Origin of the sequence: Vibrio sp. zbq_1 (assembly GCF_043102935.1) — a bacterium.
Lineage (GTDB): Bacteria > Pseudomonadota > Gammaproteobacteria > Enterobacterales > Vibrionaceae > Vibrio > Vibrio parahaemolyticus.
The window spans coordinates 1-4,042 of the sequence record NZ_JBICJH010000016.1; the positions used below are offsets into that span (position 1 = coordinate 1).

6 protein-coding genes are annotated in these 4,042 nt (G+C 39.5%); all 6 read left to right on the forward strand.

The window, feature by feature from the left end:
• The coding region (locus ACF8CV_RS10560) for a hypothetical protein (RefSeq protein ID WP_392416830.1) at window positions 1–567 on the forward strand (567 nt) is incomplete at its 5' end.
• Between the two features lie 136 nt (window positions 568–703).
• The gene (locus ACF8CV_RS10565) at window positions 704–1,576 is read left to right on the forward strand and encodes a hypothetical protein (RefSeq protein ID WP_138937972.1); all 873 of its coding nucleotides are present in this window, start codon (window positions 704–706) and stop codon (window positions 1,574–1,576) included.
• A 156-nt stretch (window positions 1,577–1,732) separates the two neighbouring features.
• Entirely contained in the window at window positions 1,733–2,083 is a 351-nt protein-coding gene (locus ACF8CV_RS10570) for a nucleotide pyrophosphohydrolase (protein WP_138937974.1), read from the forward strand.
• Between the two features lie 135 nt (window positions 2,084–2,218).
• Complete coding sequence (locus ACF8CV_RS10575; protein WP_138937975.1) at window positions 2,219–2,623, forward strand: DUF1801 domain-containing protein; 405 nt, start codon at window positions 2,219–2,221, stop codon at window positions 2,621–2,623.
• A gap of 674 nt (window positions 2,624–3,297) precedes the next feature.
• Complete coding sequence (locus tag ACF8CV_RS10580; protein WP_138937976.1) at window positions 3,298–3,555, forward strand: type II toxin-antitoxin system Phd/YefM family antitoxin; 258 nt, start codon at window positions 3,298–3,300, stop codon at window positions 3,553–3,555.
• Window positions 3,543–3,845: a type II toxin-antitoxin system RelE/ParE family toxin gene (locus ACF8CV_RS10585; RefSeq protein ID WP_138937977.1), complete on the forward strand. Its 303-nt coding sequence runs from the start codon at window positions 3,543–3,545 to the stop codon at window positions 3,843–3,845. The genes ACF8CV_RS10580 and ACF8CV_RS10585 overlap by 13 nt, the downstream gene beginning before the upstream one ends.
• The last annotated feature ends 197 nt before the right edge of the window (window positions 3,846–4,042 follow it).

The window sequence follows — 4,042 nt, forward strand, 5'->3', positions numbered from 1 at the left end:
ATTACAAGGGTAGATTTAGTTTCAATGTTTAGTAAATTAGATGGTTTTCAAAAGAAATTACTCGCTTTTTCAGTTCTTTGCGGTGTGGTTATATATCCCGCCTCCATCTTGTATAATTATACCTTCTTCACAATTCCAGCGTTATTTACCGCTTTCTTATTGCCATTCTTTATCATTGTGGATTACCAAGATTCACGGATTCAAAAGGGGCTACTTCTGATTATATTTGGGGCTGGGTTCCATTACTTCTTTATGGGAGGAGTTCAAATAGTAGTAATTCCGAGTGAGTTGACAATGCAACACAAGATAATTGGTGATATTGCGATATTTGCAACAGCAGGTGCTGGCGGCGGTTTGATTGCGAATCATGCTGACCAAGCTACTGATGAAAATCGAGAGTTAAAGAGTAACCTAAATACCAAGTTATCCCACAATGACTTTTCTGCGTTGGATGCTAGATTGTACTCATTAGAAAGAAAGTTAGGTCTAATAAGGGATAGAATCATCATTGGTCAGAGTGTTGTAATAGTCTTGTTGATGGCAACTATCGGTTGGTTAGTAATTTAACAAAGCGTTTAAGGCAGATTCGCAACGCGTGGCATTTTTGGTTTTGGTTAAGTTTTGTGTTTACGGTGCCATAGTTGAGGTTCAGTGGTAGCGTTGCTCACTACTTAACGCGGCGTTATACGAAAAGGAGGCTTGTATGACAGCATATATTACTTTTTTGATGGTGGTCTCTGCTTCGATATGGAGTATCACTAAGTATATTTCCGAGACGATTAACAAGAATGTTGAACAAAATATAAAAACAAAGGTTCATACTCTACGCAATGGCAGCTTTGCAATTTCATTGACCCATATACTAAATGGCTTATTCAACTTAATATATGGCCCTAAGCAACTCACGATAAGATGCTTTGTAGCCTCATTATTACTTTCTACAATTTATGTGAGTGTTTTAATTTTTCTAACTGAAGTTTTTATCATCGGACTAGAGAAGTATGTGCTTTACGTATTTAGCAATCCATTTTTCTTGTTTGAACAATTTTCTCAGACAGCGTTGCCAACAATAACTTTTGTGCTAGTCGTCAATGGTATAGGAGATTTTGTTTCAGTCTGGGTGTCCCGCACAATACTCAAGATATCGACTCGTGTTGAAAGCATGCGGCAAATATTATTTCTTCATTTTAGTGATCTGATTGTATCTGGAGTTTTATTCATTCTTATAGCTGGGTTGTGCTTACTAACTGCATTCGGAACAGGCATTATGGGCTCAGAGTCTACTTTCCTTTATCCAGAAGAAATTGCTATGTCAAGTGAACAAACGCAAATTTCCCAAAGGATTGCGTATGTTATTATTTTTAGTTCTGCATACCTGAGTAGTATGCTATCACTTATGTTTATGATATCGATTGTATTGCTAAAGCTAAATGAGAGAAACAAAAGCCTATTTTATTATCTAGATAAGGTGCTAGATTTCGAAGACCGTCCCGTGCAATCACTGGGATTATATACAATCCTTATGGTTTGGGGGATTGGACTTCTTTTTAGCCCAATTGTTATATTTTTCGTATAACAATCTGTTTAAGAGTGATTCGCAACGCTTGGCATTTTTGCTATGCGTGGCGTTTAGTGTTTAAGGTGGTATGCAGGGGCTTCAGTATTGCGTTGCTCACACCTTAACAGGGCGTTAGTGTTTACATCAAAATTTACGCAAAAATAGGGAAGTTGTATGAGTAAATCTGTCTATGTTGCTGGTAGTTTCAAGAATCTAGAAAAGATGCAGGCTATACGAGAAACGTTGGTCAATGCAGGTATTGAAACTACTATTTCTGAGCCTCTTCAAGCTAATGGTATTGATGGTTGCTTACAGCGCATTAGAGAAGCCGACATTACCTATATTCTAAATTTTGGTGGTTACGTCGGAAAAAGTGTAGCAATGGATATTGGTTATGCTTTAGGTCTCGGCAAACCAGTTTATGCTCTTGAACCAATTGACGGCCCAGCCATAACTCACTTGCTAACACGTGTTGTCACGCCAGGTGAAGTTATTGCTGAACTCAGTGGAAATAGTAAAAACTAACAATAAATTCAAGCAGATTCGCAACGCTTGGCATTTTCGGTTTGAATCGGCTTTAATGTTTACGGCACAATGGTTTAGGCTAGGTGGTGGCGTTGCTCACTACTTAATTTGGCGTTATGTGAATAGGAGGTTCCAGTGAACAAGGTAGCCAAAGAACGCTTCGATGAATATCCGGAAAATGCTCGTATTAGGCTTGAGGAACTACGAAATCTAGTCTTTCAAATCGCATCTGACTTGGATCTGGGTGAAGTCGATGAAAGTCTAAAGTGGGGTGAACCTAGCTATAGTGTAAAAACAGGCAGTCCTCTAAGAATGGACTGGAAGCTGAAATCTCCTAATAATTATTACCTGTTCTTTAATTGCCAAACTAAGCTAGTTGATACATTTCGAGAATTGTATGGTGAAGAACTGGTGTTTCAGGGAAACAGAGCAATAGTTCTGTCCCTGTCGAAACCGTTACCTGAGACAGCAATCAAGTCCTGTATAGAGTTAGCTTTAACCTATCAGCAGCGTAAACATTTGCCTTTTTTGGGCGCATGAAAAATTCACATAACAAAGCGTTTAAGACAGATTCGCAACGCTCGGCATTTTCGGTTTGCTTTGAATTTAGTGTTTACGGCACAATGGTTTAGGTTTGGTGGTCAGCGTTGCTCACTACTTAACGCGGCGTTATGTGTCTATGGAGGAAAGAGTGATATCCGATATCTTAGAAGAAATTTTGACACCAGTTTCTAGAACGATTAATAAGGTTATTGGCTTTCTAGTGGTCGACGTATTCGTTGAGTTTGTATGTTATTTTCTGGATAAAGTAACTTTGTTACTACTCACGCTTGGTAGGTTCCCTGATAAAACTAAATCACAAGAACATAAAGGTAAAATATCACTGTTCGGGCTTACTATTTTCTTTTCAATTTTAATTTTCATCGCACATAACAACCAAGTAGGCGCATAAAAAACAAGTGACGGCGTATCAAACAGTTGGGGGTTCATCATTCGATTTGCTCACATCTTGAGTTCGCCACATAACAAATTGTTCAAGAGTGATTCGGCACGCGTGGCATTTTTGCTATGCGTTAGTTTTAGTGGTTAAGGTGGTATGCGGCAGCTTCGGTATTGCGTGCCTCACACCTTAACAAGGCGTTAGCCGTCATGGAGCTTGCTATACTCAAAGTGATAGAATAGTATCACTATAGTATTCCTTTGGAGCAGCTCTCATGAAAGTAGAACTAGTTACATCACTCAAACGTCAAGCAACAAAAATCCTTGCCGATCTCCACGACACTAAAGAACCAGTGTTAATTACCGAACATGGTAAGCCATCGGCATATCTGGTTGATGTTGATGATTACGAGTTTATGCAAAATCGTTTGGCGATTCTGGAGGGGATTGCACGAGGTGAACGTGCATTAGCGGACGGTAAAGTGGTGAGTCACTATGAAGCCAAGGACAAAATGTCAAAATGGCTGAAATAATCTGGACTGAGCCAGCGCTATCCGACCTCAATGATATCGCTGAATACATCGCACTTGAAAATATCGTAGCTGCAAAACAATTGGTTCAAACGATCTTTTCTAAAGTCGAGCGCTTAGAGGCTTTCCCTGAATCGGGTCGCATTCCGCCTGAACTAGAACACCTAAGCTATCGTGAAGTTGTAGTTAATCCGTGCCGCGTTTTCTATAAACAAGACGGCGAAAAAGTATTTATTCTGTTTGTTATGCGTGCTGAGAGAGACTTGCGTAAGTTCCTATTGAGCAAGCAATAACCTTTGGGAATGAGCGGCTAACAAACTGTTTAAGAGTGATTCGCAACGCTTGGCATTTTCACTATGCGTTGCGTTTAGTGTTTAAGGTGGTATGCGGGAGCTTCGGTATTGCGTTGCTCACACCTTAACAGGGCGTTAGTACCAAAATTAAATTAGGTTTCGGAGTATTTGAAAATGTCCTTTTCTAGTTCATCTCA

Excerpts from the sequence above, each read along its gene's own strand:
- ACF8CV_RS10565 (WP_138937972.1), top strand. The coding sequence starts at position 704 with ATGACAGCATATATTACTTTTTTGATGGTGGTCTCTGCTTCGATATGG.
- ACF8CV_RS10570 (WP_138937974.1), top strand. The coding sequence starts at position 1,733 with ATGAGTAAATCTGTCTATGTTGCTGGTAGTTTCAAGAATCTAGAAAAG.
- ACF8CV_RS10580 (WP_138937976.1), top strand. The coding sequence starts at position 3,298 with ATGAAAGTAGAACTAGTTACATCACTCAAACGTCAAGCAACAAAAATC.
- ACF8CV_RS10585 (WP_138937977.1), top strand. The coding sequence starts at position 3,543 with ATGGCTGAAATAATCTGGACTGAGCCAGCGCTATCCGACCTCAATGAT.